General features: G+C 70.6%; 11 protein-coding genes. 3 read left to right on the top strand and 8 right to left on the bottom strand.

Features of this window, described 5'->3' with window-relative positions; genetic code table 11:
- Positions 1 to 62 precede the first annotated feature (62 nt).
- The 8 genes from GD748_RS01140 to GD748_RS01105 form a co-directional block, all read right to left on the bottom strand.
- Positions 63 to 1,751 carry a DUF4127 family protein gene (locus GD748_RS01140; protein WP_193312759.1) on the bottom strand — a complete coding sequence of 563 codons (1,689 nt, stop codon included), beginning with the start codon at positions 1,749 to 1,751 and terminating at the stop codon, positions 63 to 65.
- 12 nt (positions 1,752 to 1,763) lie between these two features.
- Positions 1,764 to 4,232: a DUF4127 family protein gene (locus tag GD748_RS01135; protein WP_152193368.1), complete on the bottom strand. Its 2,469-nt coding sequence runs from the start codon at positions 4,230 to 4,232 to the stop codon at positions 1,764 to 1,766.
- 47 nt (positions 4,233 to 4,279) lie between these two features.
- Positions 4,280 to 7,249 carry a glycosyl hydrolase family 28-related protein gene (locus GD748_RS01130; protein ID WP_152193367.1) on the bottom strand — a complete coding sequence of 990 codons (2,970 nt, stop codon included), beginning with the start codon at positions 7,247 to 7,249 and terminating at the stop codon, positions 4,280 to 4,282.
- A gap of 65 nt (positions 7,250 to 7,314) precedes the next feature.
- Positions 7,315 to 8,109 carry a carbohydrate ABC transporter permease gene (locus tag GD748_RS01125; RefSeq protein ID WP_152194317.1) on the bottom strand — a complete coding sequence of 265 codons (795 nt, stop codon included), beginning with the start codon at positions 8,107 to 8,109 and terminating at the stop codon, positions 7,315 to 7,317.
- Positions 8,110 to 8,263: 154 nt separating this feature from the next.
- Entirely contained in the window at positions 8,264 to 9,190 is a 927-nt protein-coding gene (locus GD748_RS01120) for a carbohydrate ABC transporter permease (RefSeq protein WP_152193366.1), read from the bottom strand.
- Complete coding sequence (locus GD748_RS01115; protein ID WP_152194316.1) at positions 9,190 to 10,458, bottom strand: ABC transporter substrate-binding protein; 1,269 nt, start codon at positions 10,456 to 10,458, stop codon at positions 9,190 to 9,192. The genes GD748_RS01120 and GD748_RS01115 overlap by 1 nt, the downstream gene beginning before the upstream one ends.
- A 112-nt stretch (positions 10,459 to 10,570) precedes the next feature.
- Entirely contained in the window at positions 10,571 to 12,184 is a 1,614-nt protein-coding gene (locus GD748_RS01110; protein WP_152193365.1) for an FAD-dependent oxidoreductase, read from the bottom strand.
- A gap of 3 nt (positions 12,185 to 12,187) precedes the next feature.
- Positions 12,188 to 13,294 carry a LacI family DNA-binding transcriptional regulator gene (locus GD748_RS01105; protein WP_152193364.1) on the bottom strand — a complete coding sequence of 369 codons (1,107 nt, stop codon included), beginning with the start codon at positions 13,292 to 13,294 and terminating at the stop codon, positions 12,188 to 12,190.
- A gap of 302 nt (positions 13,295 to 13,596) precedes the next feature.
- Between GD748_RS01105 and GD748_RS01100 the strand changes: the two genes are divergently transcribed.
- The 3 genes from GD748_RS01100 (at position 13,597) to GD748_RS19355 (ending at position 20,236) form a co-directional block, all read left to right on the top strand.
- Positions 13,597 to 15,363: a DUF4127 family protein gene (locus tag GD748_RS01100; RefSeq protein ID WP_152193363.1), complete on the top strand. Its 1,767-nt coding sequence runs from the start codon at positions 13,597 to 13,599 to the stop codon at positions 15,361 to 15,363.
- 32 nt (positions 15,364 to 15,395) lie between these two features.
- Positions 15,396 to 17,855, top strand: coding sequence for a DUF4127 family protein (locus tag GD748_RS01095; RefSeq protein ID WP_152193362.1), 2,460 nt, complete (start codon positions 15,396 to 15,398; stop codon positions 17,853 to 17,855).
- Between the two features lie 92 nt (positions 17,856 to 17,947).
- Positions 17,948 to 20,236, top strand: coding sequence for a DUF1349 domain-containing protein (locus tag GD748_RS19355; protein WP_193312758.1), 2,289 nt, complete (start codon positions 17,948 to 17,950; stop codon positions 20,234 to 20,236).
- The last annotated feature ends 160 nt before the right edge of the window (positions 20,237 to 20,396 follow it).

Raw genomic sequence — 20,396 nt, 5'->3', positions numbered from 1 at the left:
GCGACAGCTGCCCTCGACCACTGGTCGGTCCGTGCCGGGACCGGCACGGACCGACCGGAGCCCTACCGGTTCGCCGAACCGTGTCCGTGCAGCTCGACCTCGGGCTCGAGCCCGGTCTCGAACAGCCGCGGCCACGGCAGGGCGATGTCGTAGGAGGCGAGCGGGCCGACCGTGGCCGTGTGCGTGCGCGCCCCGCGCTCGGCGAGCGTGATCTCGTGCCCGGCGAAGTGCTCGGCGTGGAAGTCCTCCAGCAGCGGCCCCAGCCGGTCCGCCACGTAGGCCTGCATCGTCGCCGTCTGCGGCTCGGTGAGCCCGAAGACGTTCCATCCGTGCGAGCGCGCCTCGGCGTACGCGGCGGGCTGGACGTCGTTCTTGAACCGGTCGTCGAGCACGAGGCGGTGGAGCAGGTAGCTCGTGTGCGCCTCGGCCGGCCCGATCGCGGCGGGCACGCCGGAGCCGCGGTCGTTGCTCTCGAGGTAGGACCACCGGGAGAACCCGTGGCCGGTGGCGATACCGAGGGCGTTGCCCGCGGTGTTCCAGCCCGAGTACGCGAGCAGGCCCGGCAGGTCGACCGAGGCCTCCATCCGTTCGATCAGCGCGTGGTCGGCCCGGTTGACCTCGACGGCGTCCACCACGATCACGTCCTCGCCCCGCTCCTCGAGCTGGGCCATCCGCTCCACGAACCTGTCGAGGTCCGCGGCGCGCTCGCCGTCGGTGGCGGAGGGCGTGTTCACCAGCAGGTGGATGTCCGGGTCGTCCTCGACGACGGCGCCGCCGGCCGCGAGCACGTGCCGGTCGATGTTCTGGTCGAAGGTCGTGTCCTCGAACGGCGCCGTCCAGGCGGAGCCGTCGATGCCCGAGTACTCCACCGTGACGGTCGGCACGGTGCCGCCCAGCTGCTGCACGAACCGGCTGACGAGGGTGGCGTCCACCTCGTCCGCGCCCGGGAAGATCTGCACCGTGTCCTCGGCGCCGAGATCGGTGACGAGCTGCTTGAGCTCCTCGCGCTCGGCCCGGTGCAGCCCGTACGGGGCCGCGTCGTCCTGCGCCAGCACGAGGTGGTCGACGACGCCGTCGGCCGCCCACTCGATCAGCAGCCGGTTGATCTGGTGGTTGCGCTCCCGTGCCGCCAGGTAGTCGGCGAGGATCTCGTCCGGGATCTGGGCGCGGACCTCCTCGAGCTCGGCGCGGAGCTGCTCGTGGCCGAGGTTGTTCACCCGGTCGGTCAGGATCGCCCACCGCTGGATGAGGGAGTAGTACAGCTCGGCGTTCTCCCCGAGCGCGGACAGCGCGAGACGCTGGATGGTGTCGTAGACGTAGATCGGCGTCCCGGGGTTGTCCTCGCGCAGCTCGTGCAGCACGGCGACCCGCTCGCGGGCCTGCTCCTCCGTGGCCGCCACCCCGGTGCGCGACGCGATGAGTCCGCCGTAGGCGAGCATGCTCGCCGAGACCACGTACCCGTCGGCGTCGTCCTGCTCCAGCAGCCAGTCCCCGATCGCGTCACCGTCACCGGGCGTGGTGAACGTCCCGATCAGGTCCGACGGCGGGAACACGGTGGCCACGTCGGCGCTCGCCGCGGTCATCTCCGGGAAGTAGAGGTTCGCGGGCCGGTCGTCCAGCGGGACGACGACGAGGTCGGCCGCTGCGTCGTCCGCGGCGGGTGGGGCCGCGGTCGCGGCCGACATCGGGACGGTCAGGGCTACTCCGAGCGTGAGCACCAGACCTCGGTGCTGCCATCTGTTCCTACTCATCATCTGTTCCTCTCAGTCGCAGAGCGTGCTGGTGCGGCAGGTCGCCTCGATCTCGTACAGCCGCACCCGGGAGTCGCGCGATGCGGTCACGTCCAGGCGCAGGGCCGTGGTCTCGACCGCGTCGAACTGGTGCACCGGCGCGGTCTCGGTGTTTCCGACGACGTCGGCGACGACCTGCCAGTCGCCGTCCACGAGCGCCGAGATCGTGTAGTCGTTCAGCTCGTAGTTGCCGTACTGGTACAGCTGCACGGTGTCGACGGGCTCGGTCCCGGCGAGGGTCACCTCCAGCCAGTGCGCGCCGGCCGCGTCGGTGATCCAGCGGCTGGCCGTGCTCGCGGTGTTGCCGTCGATCACCCGCTCGGGTGCGTACTGGTTCCACCACCCGGAAGCCGCTACCGATGCACCGGCCGAGGCGAGAGCGACGTTGCGCCACACCGCGGTGATGGTGCTGGACGCCCGGGCCGGTGCCACCGCGGCTCCGCCGTCGGCGCGCTCCTGCTCGACCACCAGCTCCACGGTCTGCGTCTCCTCCGGCGCGAGCACCGCCGTGGTGACCGGGACGGGAACCTCACGCACCTCGAACGGAGCGAGCGTCAGGACCTGTGGTTCGGCGGGCGTCCAGCCGTCGGGGACGGTGGTGCTGAGCCGGACGTCGACCTCGTGGCCGGTGTCGTTGCGCAGCACGGCGGACATCGCCAGATCGAGCGACACCTCCGGCCGGATCTCGCGGTGCCAGGGCAGCAGCGCCGCGGAGACGAGCGAGGCCGGCTGGGTGGCTCGGTCCAGGACGATCTCCGGAGCGACGTCGAGCTCCTGGTACCGCGGCCAGGACAGACCCAGCTCGAGCGAGCCGAGGTCGGTGATCACCGCGGAGTGCTCGGTCCGGCCGTCGCTGCCGAGCCGTACCGGCACACCCTGGAACTCCTCGGCGAACAGGGCCTGCGCCAGCGGGCGGGTCTGCTCGACGGCGAGCTCGTTCGCCTCGTCGAAGGCGACGGTGAAGTGCTGCGGGTCGTCGCCGGCGTCGACCGCGAGCCGGCGCACCTCGTCCCGCACCTGGTGTCGGTAGAGGTCGGTGTGGACGAGCTCTTGGAAGAGCAGCTCCTGGTGGGCCGCGGCCGCGTTCTCCAGCAGCTGACGTCGTGCCTCGAGGACCGGCTCGCCCCGGGTGCTCGGCGAACCTGCCAGCAGCGGCTGGGTGCGGCTCGCCTCGGTCAGCGCGGCGCGCACCACGGACTGCGACAGCGAGATGCCGACGTTCCAGCCCGACCAGGCCCCCAGCTCGGCCACGTCGATCCGCGGCGTGAGCAGGTCGCGCAGCTCGGGGTCGACCATCCCGGCGACCGCGTCGTCCCCGACGGCGACGAGCCGGCCGCGCGCCACGGCCTCGTGGATGCGGTCGACGAACGGCTCCAGGGAACCGGCGCCGGAGGTGTTGGCCATCAGCAGAACGTCCGCGTCAGGCGCGTCGGAGCGCTCGGCTCCCAGCGTGCCGACGTAGGCGTCGACCAGCTCCGCGTAGGGGACGTCCTGGTACGGGGCCACCCAGTCCTCGCCCGGCGTGCGCGACCACTCGACGTCGACCGTGGGGGAGACGTCGAGACGCTCGACCACGTGCTTGGCGACGAGCAGCGCCCCGAGCGTGTCGGCGCCGGGGTAGATCTTGACCCGGTCCGCCACCCCGAGCTCGCTGATCAGCGCCGCCAGCGCCTCCTTCTCGGCGCGGTGCGGACCGAACTCGCTGGCGTCGTCCTGACCGAGGACCAGGTAGTCCACGGTGCCGGCTGCGGCCGCGCGGATCATGTCCTTGTTGATCTCGTGGTTGCGAGCCCGCGCACAGAGGTAGTCGTCCTTGATCTCCTGAGGGATCGAGGCGGCGACCTCCTCGTACTCGCCGCGCAGGTCCTCGTGCCCGAGGTTCTCCACCCGGTCCATCAGCTCGGCCCAGCGGCGCACCTCGCCGGAGTACATCCCCGGGTAGCTCGACGTGGGGGCGATCGTCAGCCGCTGGATGACGTCGAACGCGTACACCGGGTGGTCCGGGTCGGCGGCCTTGACGTCCTCCAGCACCTCGAGCCGCGCACGCGCCGTCTCGAGGTCCGTGTCACACACCCGGGAGGCCATCAGGCCGCCGTAGGCGAGCATCGAGACCGCCACCACCGAGCCGTCCGCCTCGGACGCTGCGGCCTGCCACCACTCACCGACGCCGTCGGCGTCGCCGTAGTCGAAGAACTCCCCGAGCATGCCGACCGGCGGCGCGAGCGCGGTGTGGCCGCCCGCCTCGGCGATGGAGATCGGTGTGGACGCCGGGAAGGGGCGGTCGTCGATCGGGACGACGGCGATCTCGCCCAGCGAGCGAGGCGGTCCGGCGTGGTCCGGCGGACCGGCCTGGTCGGCCGGCCCGGCGGCGGCCGGGACCGCCCCGAGCAGAGTGGTCGCCACCAGGCTGACGCCTGCGACGAGGGTTCCGAGAGTGCGCATCGGTTTGCCTTTCGGTAGGGAGCTTCCGGTCAGGAGGGCGCGGGTGCTCAGCGGGTGCCGAAGATCTGGACCTCGAACACCCGGGCAAGTCCGTCGGACGGGCTGGGTTCGGTGAAACGGAGACGCAGGCTGCTGACGCCGAGGGCGTCGGTGAGCGGTACCGCGACCGGGCTGGCCGCGTTCGCCTCGACCTGCCCGAGCGTGTGCCACGTGCCGTCGGTCAGCCCGTCGACGGCGAAGCTGCGTACTCGGAGCGCGTCGGACCCGGTGACCCCGCTGTGCACCACGGCGCGGAGCAGGTCGGCGGGCTCGCCAAGGTCGATGGTGAGAGTGGGGAGCGGGTCGCCGGTTCCGGAGATCCACCGTGCGCCCGTGGTCTGTCCGTCCACGGCGTTGGCCGCCACGTTGCTGGACAGCACAGACGAAGCGGTGACGTCGGCGCCCACGGCGAGGTTCTCACCGCCGACCCGAACGGTTAGCCCCCGCTCGACGGTCATCGTCCGGCCGCGGTGGGCGAAGGAGACGCTCACCGACAGATCGTGGGTGGTGCCGTGGTCGGCGTCGGCGGGTGCTGCGACCGTCAACGGGACCGTGACGCTCTGCTTCCCGTCGATCCGGCCGGGGGCCTCGGTGCGGACCCCCAGCCCGTCGGGCGAGCTGACCGTGACCTCGACATCCGCCAGCGGCCCTGGCTGGTGGTTGGTCAGCACGAGCTCGGTGGTGGTGCTCCCGTCCGGAAGTACGTTCAGCGAGGCGTCACCGGTCAACGAGATCCCGGTGGCACGCACGTCGCGCCCCGGTACGTCGATCCCGAGGTACGCGACCTCGAGCTCGGGGACCTCGCGTCCCGTCTCGACGTCGCGGACGGTCGCGCCCCAGCGGGTGTTCGCCACGTTGGTGGGACGGTAGCCGCGGGTGCCTCGGATCACGACGTCCCGGGAGTCGGTGACCCCGACCGCGTAGGGGTAGGGACCGAGGACGGTCGCGACCCGGAAGAACACGGTGTTGCCGAAGAGGACGTCCCGCACGCCGTCGAGCTCGACCGCCTGGGACTCCCACCCGTAGATGTGGTCCTCGGTCTGCAGGGCGTGCAGCTCCCACCCGCGAACATTGCGCATGACCACCTCGCGGTGGCGGTGGTGCTCGACGGAGATCTCGTACACCCGGCCCGGTACGGAGGTGTTCTCCACGAGGAAGCCGTTCTCGGCCCAGCCGGCGACCGCCCAGAGGTTGACGAACGACCCGCCACCCCCGTCGATCCAGAAGTTGTACTTGTAGTCGCCGCGGAAGTCGTAACCCGGGTCACCGAGTGCCGGATCGCCAGGGGCGGTCTCGTCCGGTGCCCACTTCACGAACTGTGTGGCGATGTCGGACAGATGGCTCTCGGCCCCGGACTGCCAGTGCACGTGGACGGATCCAGGGTTGGTGACGGCGGTGTCCAGGCCCAGGCCGGCGACGAAGTTCTGCCCGCCGTGAGGCGTGTGCAGGATGGACCGCGGCGCCTCGGGGTCGCCGAACGCGGCGGACTCGTCGGGGATGGTCAGCCAGGTCTGTCGTGGATGCAGCGCGACGAGGTTGTTCTCCCGACGGAGCTCGAGCGTGTCCGTGAGCAGGTACTCGCCCATGGGGACGTACACCGTGTTGTGCTCGGTGAGAGCCTGCTGGAAGATCGCGTGATCATCCTCCGTCCCGGTGCCGATCGTGACGCCCCGCTCGGCGGCGTACTCGGCGATGTTCACCCACGAACCGCTGTCGGGCGGCAGCGGGATGTCGCTGGCGAGGAGGCTTCGCATGGCCGGGGCCGGTCGCGCCTGGGCGTCGACGACGACGGCATCCGTGCGCTGCTCACCGTCGGTGAGGGCATCAGCCACCCGCAGTCCGAGCGTCGCATCGTTGACGAGGTAGCTGTCCTCGGGCACCGTCCAGGTGCTGCCGCTGGGCTGGGTGCGCAGCAGGGGGCCGCTGTCCACCACGCCGGTGCTCACGATGTTGAGCTGGTTCTGCGCCCGTACGAGGTCGGGCTCGTCGGTCGCCGGGACCGACTCGCTGTCGTTCAGCGTGATCACCGGGCCGTCGATCCCCTCGAAGAGGGAGTCCTGGACGTACAGGCGCTGGGTCTGCGCCGGCGTGGCCTCGATGCCACGCGGCAGGTCGGTGAACCGGGTACGGATGATGCTCAGCTTGGCATCGGTGTGCAGCCGGATCCCTGACTCGGCCTGGCCCGTGAAGCTCGAGTCGATGATCGTGGTCTGCCAGCCCGGCGAGGCCGCGAAGGCCAGCAGGCCGAACTGCCCGCCGCGGACGTTGACCCGCTGGATGAGGTTGGCGTTGTGGTCGATGCCGGCGTAGCCGTCGCCCATGTCGATGTCGACGTCCTGGAGGAGGAACATCTGGGCGCCACCGAAGCGCACGCCGACCGCGCCGGGGTTGCCCTCGTCGACGGTGATGTCGACGTTGACCAGGCCAGTGCCGAACGTGTCGTTGTTGCCGAAGGTGATCGTGCCGTTCTCCGACCACGGTCGGCGGACCGCGGCGAAGACGAACTCTGGATCGCCGGCGAAGGCGACGGTCGACGGCGGCACGTAGAACTCCGGCCGGCTCTCCCCGAACCCGATCAGCCGCACGGAGGCGTGGACGTCGATCCGGTCGGTGACCCGGTAGGTGCCCTCGGGGACGAACACGAGCCCGCCGCCGTCGCCGACCTCGACCCCGCGCGCACCGCCGACGATGTTGCCGAGCCAGTTCTCCCCACCCCGGCGCGACGCCTCGTCGATGGCTGCCTGGATCGCGGCGGTGTCGTCGCCGACGCCGCCGCCGTGGACCGGGAACTCCGCGCTGCCGAGCACCACCGCCGTCGGGTCGGTCGGCATGGTGGTGTACACAGACCGGCCGGCCGGGATCTCCGTGGGCGGGTCCGCAGCTGCCGTCGCGGCTGTGGCGGCGACAGCCGGCACTGCCAGGGTCAGGGTCGCTACGACGGCCGCGATGCGGCGTCGGACGGTTCGTTTCGATCGCACGGTCAACTCACCTCGTTGTGGGTCTGTACTGCGGGCGGGTCAGAGCTCGTGGCGCGGGACGCGGCTCACCCCTTCAGCCCGGTCTGCGCCAGGCCCTGGATGAACTGGCGCTGAGCGAAGATGAACACGACCAGCACCGGGATCACGGTCAGGGTGGTCGCGGCGAGCTGGACGTTCCAGATCGGCCCGCCGTAGGCGTCGACGTACTGGGTCAGAGCCTGCGGGAGGGTGAAGTTCTCCTGGCTGGACAGGTACACGATCGGCTCGAGGTACATGTTCCAGCTCTTCAGGAACGTGAAGATCGCGACCGCGGCGATCGCGGGCCGGGCCAGGGGGAAGGCGATCTTCCAGAAGATGCCCCACCGGCTCAGGCCGTCCATCCGGCCGGCCTCCTCCAGCTCGTACGGCAGCGCGATGAAGAACTGCCGCATGATGAACGTCGCCAGCACGCTCGGCGCGCCGAGGATCGGGATGACGATCAGCGGCCAGTGCGTATCGATCAGGCCGAGGGAGTTCACCATCCGGAACAGCGGGACGATGGTGACCTCGGAGGGGATCAGCAGCCCGGTCAGCACGAGGATGAACAGCAGGTTCGCGCCGGGGAACTGGATCCGCGCGAACGCGTAGCCGGCCAGCGAGGCGATGAGGATGGTCCCCACCGTCACCAGGGCGGCGATGTAGAGGCTGTTGAAGTACTGCTGCGCGAACGGCTGGAGCTCGAAGACCTGCGTGTACGAGGAGAGCGACGGCGACTCCGGCCACAGGCTCGGCGGCACCCGCAGGATCTCGCTCGTCGTCTTCATGCTCGACGTCGCCATCCACCAGGTGGGGAAGACGAACGGCACCGCGAGCACGAGCATCAGCACCACGAGCGCGCCGCGCACGACCTTCGGCCGCACGGGCTTCCGACGCCGGGTGCCCGACGACGGGGCGGGGCCGCCGGCGGCAGCCCGGCTCGCGCCGTCGGCCCGGACGGTACGCGCGGGACGGGTCTCGCCCGGCGCGTCGAGCTGGTCAGGCTTCATGGAAGACCCATCGCTTTCTGGTCTGCCACTGCAGGAGCGTCAGGACGAGGACGATGACGAACAGCAGCACGGCGATCGCGCTGGCGTAGCCGAACTCGTTGAACTGGAACGCCTGGCGGTAGAGGAAGTAGACGAGGACGGTGGTGGAGTTGCCCGGCCCGCCCTGGGTGAGGACGTCGATGAGAGCGAAGGTCTCCAGCGAGCCGACGACCGTGAGGATGGAGACGAGCAGGATCGTGGGGGAGATCATCGGCATGGTGATCGCCCAGAACCGCCGCCACGCCGACGCGCCGTCGATGCGGGCGGCCTCCTGGATCTCCTCGGGCACGCCCTGCAGGGCGGCGAGGAACAGGATCATGTTCAGGCCGACGTTCTTGAACACCTGCACCACGATCACCGCGATCATCGCCGTGACGTTGTTGCGCAGCCAGTTCGGCCCGTCGATGCCCAGGCCGGCGAGGAACGAGTTGACGCCGCCGTCGACCTGGAGCAGGAAGCCCCAGACGATGGTCCACGCCACCAGGGAGACCACGACCGGGGAGAAGAAGGCCACCCGGAACACGGTGGTCCCGGGCAGCTTCTGGTTCAGCAGCACCGCCAGGAAGAGCGCGAGGGAGATGTTGAGGATCACCAGGCCCACCGAGAACCATGCGCTGGCGATCAGCGAGTCGTGCAGCGCCTCGTCGGCGAGCATCCGCTCGTAGTTGGCTGCGCCCTCGAAGGTGAAGGTGCCCGCCAGGACGTTCCACTCGTGCAGGCTGTACCAGACCACCGCGATCAGCGGAGCGATGACGAACGCCAGGGCCCCGAGCACCGCCGGGGCGACGAACAGGTACCCCGTCGCGGCGTCGCGGCGCCGCCAGGCGGACCGGCGCTGACGCCGGCCCGCCCGGGGGGAGGTGGCCAGGACCGCCATCAGCCCTGCAGCAGCGGCTCGGCCGCGGCGCACACGTCGTTCAGCACGGCCTCGACGTCCGCGCCCTCGGTCCACAGCGCGTCGAGCTCGCCGCGGATCGTGGTCTCCAGCTGGGCGAAGTTGGCGTGCGCCGGCTTCGTCGTGGCGTCCTGGATGCCCTCGACGACGACCGACTGCAGCTGCTCCTCGGACAGCAGCGGGTTGGCCGTGGCGAGCACGTCGGCGGTCAGCAGCGACTCACGCGGCGGCGGGAAGTACGTGGCGAGCTTCTCGGCGCTCTCCGGCGAGGTGAAGTGCGCCAGGAAGTCGGCGGCGACGTCGGGGTTCTCGCCGTTCTCGAACACGCCGATGCCGGCCTGCCCGATGACGTTCTGCTGACCCTCGGGGCCGGCCGGCAGCGGGAGCAGGTCCCACTCGAAGGAGCCGTCCAGCGACGAGGCCCGCGAGATCTGGGTGATCGTCATGGTGACGTCCCCGGCGAAGAAGTCCGCCGAGGTCCCCGGTCCGGGGATCGCGCCGTCGGTGAACACCGCGTCGTGGAACCAGGTCATCGCCTCGACCATCTCGGGCTCGGTGAAGCCGCAGGTGGTGCCGTCCGCCGACCAGGCGGAGGCGCCCCAGCCGCCCCAGACGGTGGCGAGGTTGCTCCAGATGCTGTAGTCGAAGTCACGCACGACGAGGCCGGCGCCGCCGAGCTGCTCGGTCGTCGCGGCCGAGATCTCGCGCGCGGCGTCGTAGGTCCACTCGTCGGAGTCGACCAGGTCACCGGGGTTGGGCTGGCCGGCCTCGGCGATGCGGTCGGTGTTGACGAACATCGCGAACGGGGAGTTCGAGAACGGGTACGCGTACAGCCCGTCCTCGGCGGACCAGAGCTCGAGCGCGGACGGCAGCAGGTCGTCGTACTCGTAGCCCTCGGCGCCCTCGAGCGCGGGCTTGATGTCAGCGAGCGCGCCGGACTGGACGAACTCCGGGGCGTTGGACTCGAAGATCCAGGCCAGGTCCGGGGTGTTCCCGCCGGCGAGCTGGGTCGTCAGGGTGGTGGTGTAGTCCGCGAACGGCACGACCTCGAACTCGACCGAGGAGACGAGGTCGGGGTTCTCCTCGATGTAGTCCGCGGCGATCTCGTCGAAGAGCGCCAGCTGGTCCTCGTTGGCGGTCCACACGGTCATGCGCAGGTCGACGGGACCGTCGGCAGCGGGTTCGGGCGTGCCCGCCTCGCTGCCGTTGTCGCCGCCGGAACAGGCGGCCAGGGTGCCGGCGCCGAGCATGAGCACGGCAAGGGCGGGTACGACGGATCGACGGTGAACCACTTTCGCTCCTTTGTGGGGGATTCGACCGGTCGTCGGACGACGACGGCGGTCATTGCGGGGGACTGCGGGATCAGTAGCCACGAACACCCTCGGGCCAGCGCAGCTCGACGCCGTCGGCGACGAGGACGGACTGGAGCTTCGAGACCAGCTGCGCGTCGGCGTGCACCTGGTGCGGTGTGGTGCTCTCGGCGAGGCACTCGGCGGCGAGGACGCCGGCGACCTCGCCGATGTTCCACTCCACCGGGTGCAGCCGGTAGCAGCCGTTGGTGATGTGGGTGGTACCGATGTTCTTGCACCCGGCGAGCAGGTTGGTCGTTCGCCGGGGGATCAGGGTGCCGAGGGGGATCTCGAAGGGCTCGGCGCCGACGTCGATGTAGGTGTCGCCGCCGGTGGAGGGGTGCAGGTCGATGCGGTACATGCCGATCCCGACGCTGTCGGGGTACTTGCGGGCACCGGCGTCGCCGTTGATCGCGAGGGAGACGTCCTGCTCCCGGACCGTCTCCAGGGCCAGGATGCGCCGTCCTTCCCGGTGGTAGGGCGCCATCGCGAGGCCGTCCGCGGTGCCCATGACGTCGGGGCGCAGCCGCAGGCCGGGCCAGCCCTTGCCGCCGTCCGGCCGCGGCGCCTCGGTCTGCATCCAGTAGAGCATCGACAGGCTCAGCTGCTTGGCGTCGTGCAGGCGGGAGGCGAGGACGTCGTCGTCGACGTCGACCAGGGGAGCGTCGAAGTAGTCGATGCTCGGCCAGTTCACCAGGGTGATGTCGGAGGCGTAGGTCCCGGGCTCGAAGAGGTCCCTGGCGGCGATACGCCGGAACGACCACAGGTTGGTGTCGCCGGGGTTCAGCGACTGGTCGGCGAAGACGGCGAGGGCGTCGTCGCCGGGGTTGGGCTCGAAGTAGCGCTCGACGATCTCCAGGGTGCGCGGGTGCGGGGCGCTCCAGCTCACGAGGTTCGCGCCCCAGAAGTCCGGAGCCACGTTCGACCAGTAGTCGTACTGCTCCGGCCGGTCGATGGTGTGGTCGCCGTCGAGGTGCTCGACGGCGAAGCACACGCTGACCGCCTGGATGTTGTCCGGCTGCGCCTCCTCGGGCGCGCTGGGCTCGCCCGTCTGGGCGCGGGACTCGAAGCCGGTGACGTAGTCGGTGCCGGAGAGCGGCAGGAGCTCGCCGGTCTCGGTGGCGTCGATGACGTAGTCGGCGGTGATGGTGGTGCGCTCGCCGGTACGCACGTCCTCCAGCTCGACGGCACGCACGGTGTCACCCTCGACGTCGCAGCGGACGGGGCGCAGGTGGTGCAGCACCCGGATCCTCTCGCCGGAGCGGTAGGGGGCGAGCATCTCGTCGATGACGGCGACGCCGACCCGGGGCTCGGCGCAGAGCTTCGACACCCAGCCTGCGCCGGGGTTGAGGTCGCGCTTGGCCTGCGCCGCCTCGGTGAGCGGGTAGCTGCGGCGGTAGTAGTCGCGGATGCCGTCGCGCAGCTGGCGGTAGCTCGCGGTGCAGCCGAACTCCTCGATCCACGGGTGCTCGTCCGGCGGCACGGCCTGGGAGGTCAGCTGCCCCCCGAGCCACTCGTACTCCTCGGTGAGGATGACTGACGCGCCGTGTCGCGCGGCGCCGAGCGCCGCCGCCACTCCGCCGAGCCCGCCACCGACGACGAGCACCTGGGTCTGATCGGTCTGCACTTGCTATCGAACCTTTCCGTTGGGGACCGGCCTGGCGGCCGAAGGTTGGTGACGTGCCGCGGTCACTCCGGGGACGACGACGCACGGGATCTTGATCTGGAGCTCTTCGGGTGGGTCCGGGGTCGGGGTCAGCTGACGGATGACGATGCGCAGCGCCTCGGCGCCCATCTCCTGGCGGGGGATGAGGAAGCCCGTCCAGTCGACGTCGTCGTCGGGGTCCGGACGCTCGGGGTCTCCCAGCCGTGCGATCGACAGGTCGCCCGGCACGGCCAGCCCGCGGGCCACGGCCGCCCGCCGTAGCGGGGCGGCCAGGTCGGAGGTGACGACGACGGCACTGACGCCCGCCGACCGGAGCGCGTCGAGCAGCTCTCCGGAGGTGAGGTCCGGCTCGTCGAAGGTCACCGGCTGCAGACCGGCGCGGGTCATCGCGCGGCGGTAGCCCCTCGCGCGGTCCTCGATCGACTCGTGCCCGGTGAACTCGTTGACCAGGACGATGCGCCGGTGGCCCAGGGTCAGGAGGTTCTCCACCACCTGCTGGGTGGCGACGTCGTAGGCGGCACCGGCGTAGGGCACCTTGCCACCGGGGGCCTCCCGGCGGCCGACGAACGCGAAGGGGAAGTCCTGGCGCAGCAGCTCGGCGAGGTCCTCGGGGTAGCTGTGCCGGCCGAGCAGCACGCAGCCGTCCGCGAGCCGCAGCCGCCCCACCCCGCCGCCGCCCACGAGCTGCTGGCCGCGCGTGGCGGACATGGAGGTGAACATGAGCAGGTCGACGCCGCTGCGCTGCGCCTCGTTCTCCACGCCCTCGAGGAACGGGTGATAGAAGTCGCTGGAGTCGTGCGGGAAGACCGACTCGTAGGTGTAGACGCCGACGATGGAGGTCCGTCCGCCGGCCAGTCGCTGGGCGAACGGGTTGGCGGCGTAGCCCGTGACCTCGATGGCTCGGAGCACCCTCTCGCGGGCATCTTCACCAACGCGTCGCTGCGCAGTCCCTGTCCCGGTGAGCACCATCGAGACGGTCGTCTGGCTGACGCCCGCGATGCGAGCGACGTCCGCCTGGGTGGGACGTCGCCCGGAGCGGCGGTGCTCCGGGGCATGACCGGTCGTCGTCATGGACGCAGGTCATCAGGTTTTACGCAAAACTGCAAAGGCCTCGTCCAGTCGGGATGCGTGCGGCCGAGTGTGGTCTGCTCGAGCCGGCGCCCGCTGGAGGCGGGATTATCCGGCGCTGTATCACCGCGAGTTCGACCGAAGTGCGCCGGCTAGACCGCAACCTGCAGAGAGGGGGGTTGTGGTTTTGCGAATGACTCCCTTCCATGCGACCTGTCGCTGTCCGCCGTGCGCGGCGGTGACCCGGGAGACCGGATGGTCTCCCGGCGAGAACCGACGACGACGTCCGACTCAGGGGGATCCACATGCGTGTCCGTTCGACGAACCACCGACGACTCCTCGCCTGCGCAGTACTTCCGGCGACGGCGGCACTGATCGCCGCGGCGACGGCTCCGGCCACCGCTGCGACGGGGACCAGCACGACCACCGCGACGGCGACGGTCGCCGACGACTCGCGCTCGGTCTGGCGCGGAGACGGCCTGCCGCCCGGTCAGTCCGACCTGGGCGAGGTGGCGCTCGTCCCGCTCGACGACCGCCCCTACACCTGGTACGCCCCGCTCAAGCTCGGGGCCGGTGCGGGATACGAGGTGACCACCCCTGAGCACGAGGTCCTCGGCCGCCACTTCACTCCTGGCGACGGCGCCGCGGCGGCCGAGTGGCTCGTGCAGGCAGCCCGCCAGGCGGACGACGCCGTCGTCGCGCTGCCGATGCTCGCGTACGGCGGGCTGCTGAACTCGCGCAACAGCAGCGTGCCGCAGGAGCAGGCGCTGGCGAACCTCGAGGCCGTCCGGACCGTGAAGAAGCAGAACCCGGGGGAGCGGCTCTACGCCTTCGACACCATCATGCGCCTGACCCCCGAGGGGCCGTGGCGCACCGATCTCCGGATCTGGGCGACCCTCGTGGACGAGGTGGAGAACCTCGGACAGGAGGACAAGCGCGCCGAGCTGGAGGCCATGGAGGCGAAGATCCCGCAGGAGGTGCGAGACGACTACCTGGCAACCCGGCAACGAAACCACGAGCTGAACCTCGAGATGATCGAGTGGGCGGCCGAGGGGATCTTCGACTACCTGATCATCGGTCAGGACGACGCCTCCGGGACCGGGCTGCACCGCCCTGAGGCGGCCGCGCTGGCGGAGCGGATCCGCGAGCTCGGCGTCGAGGACCGCGTGGTGCTGTACCCGGGGGCGGACACCGTCTCGTCGCTGCTGCTGGCGAAGCTGGCGGTCGAGGACGCCGGCACCGAGCCGGCCGTCTACGTCGAGTACTCCCGGGTGCACGGCTCGGAGTGGACGGCGCCGTACCAGAACATCCCGTACGAGGACCTCATCGAGGGGTACGTCAACACCATCGGCGGCCGGATGACCACGGACATCGACGACGCCGACGTGGTCCTCATGGCCAACACCGGAGGCAGCTCGGCCTCGGTGCAGCCTTTCGCCGACCGGGTCATCGAGTATGTGGAGGACGGCCGGACGGTCGCCCTCGGCGACGATGCCATCGCCGGACGGACCGACATGCGGCTGATGGACCTGCTCGACCCGGAGATCGACCGTGGCGAGCTGGTCGCCTACTCGGGGTGGAACATCGGCATCCCGATCTCACAGTCGCTCAGCCGTGATGCCCTCCTGCACCGCGCGGAACGGGGTGACCTGCCACCGGGCAGTGCCAACGGCCGCGGCGGGCCGATCGACGAGGGGCGCACGAGCCTGCTGAGCGAGGCGGCAGAGCACACACTCGAGCTGACGCTGTCGGAGTGGGTCCAGACCAACTCCTACCGCACCTACGTCCGCAACGACACGACGGCGTATGCCTCGTCGCTCGGCGAGCCGAACCCGCAGGACCTGCAGACCTATTACGACGAGGTCGACGCCTACGCCCGCGAGCACACGCTGCCGTACGCCCAGGACCTGTTCGACGAGCACTTCGACGGTGTCGCCCGGCCCGTCGGCACGGTGGCCGGCGAGGCGCTGGAGCTGGTAGCCACCGACGTCGAGGAGTGGAACATCTACCTGCCCTGGCTGCGCACCGGCGAGATCGCGGCCGAGCCCGAGATCGCCGCGTCGGTCGGCTGACCCCAGCTGATCGCAGCCGAAGGAGAACGACGATGAGCTCACGACGCACGCTCGCCGCGGCCGCCGCCGCCCTTCTGATGGGTCTCTCGGCGGTCGCGGCAGTCGCGCCGGCCGCCGCCGCACCGCCAGCAGTCCCTGGCCCGCCGGACAGCCTCGGGAGGCTCGCGATCGTCCCGATGGACGACCGGCCCTTCCCCGCCTACACGCCCGCGGCTGTCGCCCGGGCAGGTGGGTTCGACACGGCCGTGCCCGACACAACCATGCTCGGTGAGTTCCTCACGGCCGGCGACGCCGAGGGGGTCGCGGACTGGTGGTCCGGTGCCGCCGAGGACGCCGACGGCTCGGTGGTCGCCGTGCCGATGCTCGCCTACGGCGGCCTCGTCGCCTCCCGACAGTGCCGCAGCACGATCGAGGAGGCCAGCGAGCGCCTTGACGTGTTCGAGGAGGTCCGGGCCGCCAACCCGGAGCAGCCGGTGTATGCGTTCGACGTCATCATGCGGCTGACCATCGAGCCCTACGGTTCCTACCCCGGCACGTATGCCGGGAAGATCCGAGACTGGGCCGTCCTCCACGACCGGGTGGTCACGCTCGGGCAGGAGGAGTATCGCGCCGAGTACGAGGCTCTCGCGGACGAGATCCCGCAGGAGCTCAAGGACGACTACTGGTGCACGCGCGAGCGCAACCACCAGATCAACCGCGAGATGGTCCAGCGGGTGGCCGACGGGGTGGTCGACTACCTCATCCTCGGCCAGGACGACACCACGGCGTTCGGTCCTCAGCGGGCCGAGCAGATCGCGCTGCGCGATCTGGTCGCCGAGCTTGGCGTCGAGGAGAAGGTGAAGATCTATCCCGGCGCCGATGTCGTCGGCGCGCTACTCAGCGCCAAGCACGTGACCGAACGGCTCGACGTGGAGACCACTGTCGACGTGGAGTGGTCACGGACTCCGGGTGACGAGTGGGTCGCGCCCTACCAGGACATCCCGTACGCCGAGCTTGTCGAGGAGTACGCCACGACGGTGGGTGGCACCGTCGTGGACGACCCGTACGCGGACGTCCTGCTTATGGCGAACACCGCGGGCGGCGGGAGCCTGGAGCCGTTCGCGGACAGGATCCAAGCCGCCGTCGCCGAGGGACGGACCGTCGCCGTCGGTGACGACGCCATCGCCGGCGAGGTCGACCCCGAGCTGTACCGCCTGCTCGCGCCGCGGATCCAGATCGGTCAGCTCGCGTCCTGGTCCGGCTGGAACGTCGGAATCTCCCTGGCGCAGTCCGTCGTCCACTCTGCCCTGCTCGAGGCGTCCCGGGAGGGCACGCTGCTGCCGGGGTCCCCTGCCGCGACGCCGGTTGTCGAGGCGACGGGACGGCTCCTCGAGCGTGCCGCGGTCGCCGACCGCGAGCTCCTGCTGCAGGAGCTCGCCCACACCCAGATGTTCCGCAACGAGGTCCGCGACGACATCAAGGCGTTCGCCGAGCGCAACGGCGACGACCCGATGTACATGACCGACGTCTTCGACGAGGCCAACCAGCTGGCCATCGACCGGACGCGCCCGCTCGTCGAGGACCTCTACGCGGAGGAGTTCGCTGGTGCGCCGCTGCGCCTCGGGCACGACGGGCGCACCGAGCTCACCGGATCCGTGTCGGGCCTCAGCTCGTGGCAGATGGAGCTCGCATGGTTCCGCTACCAGGAGATGGAGCTCTACCCGACCCTGCGGATCCCGCGGGACGTGGCTGACCGGTCCGCGTTGCTGTCGGTGTCGGTGCTGCCCTACGAGCTGGGGGTGCGTCCGGAGACGGAGGTGTCCGTGCCGGTCTCGGTGGTGGTGCGCAACGACGTCGGTGCCCAGGTGTCGGCGGAGGTGGCCGTCTCGGCGCCGCAGGGGTGGACGGTACCGGGGCCCGTGGTCGTGGACCTGGGTCCCTTCGAGGTGGCCGAGGTCGAGCTGGACCTGGTGACGGCACCGCTGGCGGCGGAGTCGGCAGCCGAATACTCGGTGGGGGTGACCCATACGTCGGCCGTCACTGGCGAGCGCGTGCTCGAGGCGTCGGCGGCCGGGGTGGTCTCGGCGGCCTGGCGCAACGTGCTCCTGGGGGCGTCCGGTGCGGTGGCGACGTCGTCGGGGCACTCCGGTGCGTACCAGCCGGCGTTCGCGATCGACGGCAACCGGGTGAGCAACGGCAGCCGGTGGCTGACCGGGGCCGCTGCCGCGCACTGGCTCCAGGTGGACCTGTCGCGGCCGGAGACGATCGACACCGTCGAGCTGTTCCAGTACGCGACGCCGTACCAGCTGCGTGAGTACCGGCTGCTGGGCAGCGTCGACGGGGTGTGGGAGGTGCTCGTCGAGGTTGCCGACAACGCCGAGAGCACGACGCTGCACTCCTTCGCCCCGGTCACCGTCGACGCGGTGCGCCTGGAGGTGACCGGCACGGTCGACTCCCGGGTCCGCCTGTACGAGATCGAGGCGACCTGCCGCACCAGCAGCTGCCACGCCTGACCCAGTCCGGGCGGCGGCATCTCGGCCGCAGCCCGGGCACAACGCCAGCTATGAGGCCGGTCCGCGACGGTGCGGGCCAGAAGGAGGTCACCATGCAACGACCACGACGACGTCGTGCGCTTCTCCCGATCGTGCTGCTGTGCGCTCTGTTCCTCGGCGTCGGAGGGGTCGCGACGGCCACCACCGACGGTCCGGTGGACCAGTCCGACCTGCCGGTGTTCGAGTTCCGCGGGATCATCACCGACAAGGAGCAGATGGAGTACAACCCCACGGACGAGTACATCTTCCCGGGCGTGTTCCACGCCGGCGAGCACCTGGAGGACCCGCTCGCCGAGTGGTACCTCTACCTCGCTCCGCACGACGCGCCCGGCGGCATCGTGCTCATGTACTCCGACTCGCTCGACGGCCCCTGGACCGAGCACTCCGGGAGCCCGGTCATCTCCAACACCTGGCTGCCGCACTACGACACGGTCTCCCACGTGTCGACCCCGGAGCCGTTCTGGCACCCGGAGGAGGACCAGCTCTTCCTGTACTTCCACGGGGAGAACAGCACCACCCGCGTCGCCACCTCGGACGACGGCGTGACCTTCGAGTACGGCGGTGAGGCGGTCACCAACGCGGACGGCGGACCCGGCACGTCCGAGACGTCGTACGCCCGGGTCTTCGAGCACCCGGACCCAAACTCGGCGTACCGGTACGCGATGTTCTACATGGACAACACACCGCAGAACATCCGCCGTATCCGGGTGGCGGAGTCGGTCGACGCACGTGAGTGGGACGTGCGGGCCGAACCGCTCGTCGTCCCCGGCGCGGAGGAGGGGCAGAACGTCTCGAGCGCGAACCTGTGGGAGTGGGACGGACAGCTCTTCGTGATCTACCACGCGTCGTCGGGAAAGATCCATGCCCGGACGGTCGACGAGACCCTCACCGAGACGGGCCCGACGCTGACCCTGCACGAGGCGAGCGGGGTGGGCGAGGACGTTGGCCGCACCGCCGCGCCCGAGATCGTGACGGACGACACCGGCACCTATCTCTTCTACGAGGCCGGTGACCGGCTCGGTGCCACCATCGCGTACGCCAAGCTCGACCCGGACGCGGTCCGCCCGCCCGAGCCGCAGCCGGACACGGACCCCCTCCGTGAGCAGTGCAGCGGCGTGGCGTCGGAGGAGTTCGACGGCGACACGCTCGACGATGACCTCTGGGACGCCGGGGTGCGTCAGGACGCGAGCCGGCACGAGCTGCGCGACGGCTCCCTCGTCCTGCCGACGTATCGCTCCGGCGTCAACGGTGCCCCGTTGCTGCTGCAAGAGGTTCCGGAGGGGCCGTGGGAGGTCACGACCGAGGTCGCCGTGGATCCGACGGAGAGGTATCAGCAGGCCGGTCTGCTGCTGTACGCCGACGACGCCAACTACGCCAAGCTCGACCTGGTGCACGGCTCGCAGGGCCTGCGGATGGAGTACATCTGGCGCCAGAACGGCTCGGACCGGAACACCGGCTTCGACAGCATCGCCCCCGGCCCCGAGCTGGGGGAGACGTTCTGGCTGCGGCTTGCCAGCGACGGCGCCGATGTCAGCGCCGCCGTGTCCTTCGACGGCGAGACGTTCGAGCCGTGGGGCCGGACGGTCGACCTCGAAGCCCTGCAGCCGGTCGGGATCGGACCCTTCGCGATGCGCGGGGCCACGGCCGCACCGGAGATCGAGGCGGGCTTCGCCTGGTTCCGCTGGACGCCCACCGCTGCCGAGCAGGCGGCGTGCGACGATGCCGTCGTCGTGCCGGAGGTTCCTGACGACGACGAGACGTCAGCACCCGGCCAAGCCGTCCTGCGAACCACCAGCGGCTGGGCCACCGGCCTGCACGACGGGAACTTCGAGGTCCTCGTGGACCTGTGGTGGGGAACCAACGGGAGCGTCTTCACGCTCTACGAGAACGGTGAGCTCATCGCGGCGGAGACCCTCGAGCTGGCCACCCCGGCGGCGCAGTCGCTCCGGATACCGGTGACCGGACGCGTCGACGGGACCTACACCTACACCGGCGAGCTGACCAACGCCCAGGGCACGACGGCGACCAGGTCGGTCACTGTCGAGGTCACCGACGCGGCACCGGCCGTGCCGGTGCTCAGCCACGACAACCGCGACAAGGACGGCAGCTACACCGTCACCGCCGACCTGTGGTGGGGCACGAACGCGACCGCGTACCGACTGCTCGAGAACGGTGTGCCGATCGCCGAGGGGGATCTGGCGGCCGCCAGCCCGTCGGCCCAGCGGGTCGCGGTCGACGTCACCGGCCGGACCGCGGGCACGTACGAGTACGTCGTCGAGCTCACCAACCACGCGGGCACAACGGCGAGCAGACCGCTGACAGTGTCGGTGGACACCCCGTAGCCGGACAGGAGAGGATGGCGCGCCCAGCGCGCGCCGTCCTCTCCGCATGCCGTGCCCGCGTCGCACCGCGTCGGCATCACGGTCAGCATCACGGTCGGCGGCATGGCGAGCGGTCGTGACCGGCCGGCATCGATAGGCTCCAGCACGCCATCACTCCGAC

The sequence above is a fragment of the Georgenia subflava genome, from assembly GCF_009193155.1.
Classification (GTDB): Bacteria; Actinomycetota; Actinomycetes; order Actinomycetales; family Actinomycetaceae; genus Georgenia; species Georgenia subflava.
Note: the sequence above shows the minus strand (reverse complement) of the source record. Positions and strands in the feature narration are given on the sequence as shown.